The sequence below is a fragment of the Archangium sp. genome (assembly GCF_036388035.1).
Classification (GTDB): Bacteria; Myxococcota; Myxococcia; order Myxococcales; family Myxococcaceae; genus Archangium.
Map to the genome: position 1 here is coordinate 1 of NZ_DASVSO010000950.1, position 2,373 is coordinate 2,373.

4 protein-coding genes and 1 pseudogene are annotated in these 2,373 nt (G+C 68.9%); 3 read left to right on the forward strand and 2 right to left on the reverse strand.

Going from position 1 to position 2,373, the window contains the following annotated elements; translation table 11 throughout:
- A pseudogene (locus VF697_RS39405) lies at positions 1 to 183 on the reverse strand (hypothetical protein); the annotation flags it as partial.
- Between the two features lie 41 nt (positions 184 to 224).
- Between VF697_RS39405 and VF697_RS39410 the strand changes: the two are divergent.
- The 3 genes from VF697_RS39410 to VF697_RS39420 all read left to right on the forward strand — a co-directional run bounded on the left by VF697_RS39410 (position 225) and on the right by VF697_RS39420 (position 1,410).
- Entirely contained in the window at positions 225 to 584 is a 360-nt protein-coding gene (locus tag VF697_RS39410) for a DUF309 domain-containing protein (protein WP_331103328.1), read from the forward strand.
- Positions 584 to 778, forward strand: a complete 195-nt coding sequence (locus VF697_RS39415) for a CPXCG motif-containing cysteine-rich protein (protein WP_331103330.1) — start codon at positions 584 to 586, stop codon at positions 776 to 778. The genes VF697_RS39410 and VF697_RS39415 overlap by 1 nt, the downstream gene beginning before the upstream one ends.
- 182 nt (positions 779 to 960) lie before the next feature.
- Positions 961 to 1,410, forward strand: a complete 450-nt coding sequence (locus VF697_RS39420; protein WP_331103332.1) for an Hsp20/alpha crystallin family protein — start codon at positions 961 to 963, stop codon at positions 1,408 to 1,410.
- 161 nt (positions 1,411 to 1,571) lie between these two features.
- Here VF697_RS39420 and VF697_RS39425 read toward each other — a convergent pair whose 3' ends face one another.
- Positions 1,572 to 2,165, reverse strand: coding sequence for a response regulator (locus VF697_RS39425; RefSeq protein WP_331103335.1), 594 nt, complete (start codon positions 2,163 to 2,165; stop codon positions 1,572 to 1,574).
- Positions 2,166 to 2,373: the final 208 nt, after the last annotated feature.

Here is a 2,373-nt window from a genome sequence, read left to right on the forward strand (position 1 = left end):
ACCCATGCCCTGGCTGATGGCCTGGGTCATGGCGTCCTCGGTGACGATGCCCATGTCGCTGATGATGCGCGTCAGGCGCCCGCCCCACTGGTCGTGCTGGGCCAGCGCGCTGCGCAGCTGCATCTCATCGATGATGCGGGCCTTGACGAGGACTTCTCCAATACGGTTGCGAGGTGCGGCCATGGTCGCCAGTCTACGAAGGAAGGAGCCTGGAGTCGCGTTCGATGCCACGTGGATTCGAGACCTGCCTGGCCGAAGGGGTGGCGCTTTTCAACTCCGGGCGCTTCTTCGAGGCGCACGAAGCCTGGGAAGAGGCGTGGTTGCACGAGCGCGGCGCGCGCCGGCTGCTCCTCCAGGGCCTCATCCTCGTGGCCGCGGGCTGGCTGAAGCGGGACGCGGGCAACGCCCGGGGCGCGTGGACACTCTTCTCCCGCGCCCTGGAGCGGCTCGAGCAGCTTCCGCCCGGCTGTGAGGGCATGGACGTGGGGGGCCTGTGCCCCCGGGTGGTGCGGTGGCGGGAGGGCGAGGCGGACGAGCGGCCCCTGCTCGCCTGGCTGGCCGCCGAGCGGGGAGGAGAGTCCTGATGCAGCCCTTCGCGGACGAGCAGGCGCAGCTCTGCCCCTACTGCGGCGAGGAGGTGGAGGTGACGGTGGACCCCGTGGGGCCGCCCTCGGAGCGGTACGTGGAAGACTGCCCGGTGTGCTGCCGACCGTGGGTGGTGCACGTCTCCCGCGAGGGGGAGGACGTCGCCGTCTCCCTGGGGCGCGAGGACGACTGAGCCAGCCCGGAATGGCCCGCGACAGGGTCGCCTTGACACGTCCCGAAGCATGGTTCTCTTGAAGCTGTGAGAGGCGCCGGGCCCCGGAGAGAGAGGGCGCGGCGCGGCGGACAACCCACTTGTTTCAACTCAACCAGCGCGCCGCTGCTCCGCGAGGAGTGCGACGCGAACAGGAGACGACCATGCAGAACCGTTGGAACCCGTTCGAGATGAGCAATGGTGCCGTGGCGCTGGGCCCCCTGATGGCGAGGGAGTTCGACCAGCTCTTCCGGGAGCTGGGCGTGCGCCAGGGTGGCTCGCGCGAGCTCGTTCCGGCCGCGGACATCTACGAGACGGCCGAGGGCATCACCCTGCTGGTGGACCTGCCGGGGCATGACCCGAAGGCCATCGAGGTGAAGGTGGAGAACGACACCCTCACCCTCAAGTCCGAGCGCAAGGTGGAGCGCACGGACAAGGAGGGCGCGCGCAGGCTGGAGCGCAGCTTCGGCGTGTACGCCCGCTCCTTCGTGCTGCCGCGCACGGTGGACGCGTCCAAGGTGGAGGCCCGCTACGACAATGGCGTGCTCACCCTGACGGTGCCGCGCCGCGAAGAGTCCCGCCCGCGCGTCGTCGAGGTGAAGGTCAATAGCTGAGCGGTGACACGTCGCACCGGACGGGACGGGCTCCTCACGTGGGGGGCTCGTCCCGTTGCCTTTGGGGCGACCTGCGAGGACACGCGCGGCGACACGCCTTCACCCGGGGCCCGGAAGTGGGCCCCGTGGAGACGCCTCGCCGCTCTCGTCGTCCCGGCGCGCTAGCGCTTGACGGCGGGAGCCGCCCCGAGCGCCAGCGGCACGCGGAACAGGTCCAGCACCTGCTGCACGTCCAGCGGCTTGGGCAGGCACGCCACGGCGCCGGCCTGCTTGGAGCTCTCCACCACCTCGGGCGAGTGGGCGGACGTCATGGTGATGAGCCGCACGCCCTCCATCTGCTTGCGGGCGCGGATGCGGCGGCACACCTCGATGCCGTCGATGTCCGGCATGTTCAGGTCGATGAGCATGCCGTGCGGCTTCTGCTCGCTCACGAGCAGGAGCGCCTCGACGCCGCTGGTGGTCGTCTGCAACTCCACCTGATTGGCGTAGGGCTTGAAGGCACGCTTGATGGCATCGAGCACCTGCCGCTCGTCATCCACCACCAGCAGGCGCACGGTGCTGCTACCCAGCTCCTCGGGCACCGGCATCTGGTGGGTGATGAGGAACGTCCGCAGGTCCGCCGAGCGCACGCGCCGGTGTCCCCCCGGCGTCCGGAACGCCATCAGGATGCCGCGGTCGATCCACTTGCTCACGGTGGACGGGTCCACCTGGAGCAATCGGCTGATGTCGTGGGTCGTGTAGAGCTGATCCGTCATCGAACTCCCCTCACTCTGCTCGCTGGCTTCCGGCCTTCATAGGATAAGACACCTAAGCGGGAAGCGAAAATTCTTTGATTTCACAACTTGACAGCTTGTAGGGCATCGGGGTCCCGCATGTGTTGAACGGTGGCTTCCCACCGTCCCGATGCCTTCAAGCACAGCTCCACCAATTCGCGCGCGGCGCCGTGGCCACCCCGGTTGCGCG

Bases quoted from the DNA above. Each gene is read 5' to 3' on its own strand.
- VF697_RS39410 (WP_331103328.1), top strand. From the start codon at position 225: ATGCCACGTGGATTCGAGACCTGCCTGGCCGAAGGGGTGGCGCTTTTC.
- VF697_RS39415 (WP_331103330.1), top strand. From the start codon at position 584: ATGCAGCCCTTCGCGGACGAGCAGGCGCAGCTCTGCCCCTACTGCGGC.
- VF697_RS39420 (WP_331103332.1), top strand. From the start codon at position 961: ATGCAGAACCGTTGGAACCCGTTCGAGATGAGCAATGGTGCCGTGGCG.
- VF697_RS39425 (WP_331103335.1), bottom strand. From the start codon at position 2,165: ATGACGGATCAGCTCTACACGACCCACGACATCAGCCGATTGCTCCAG.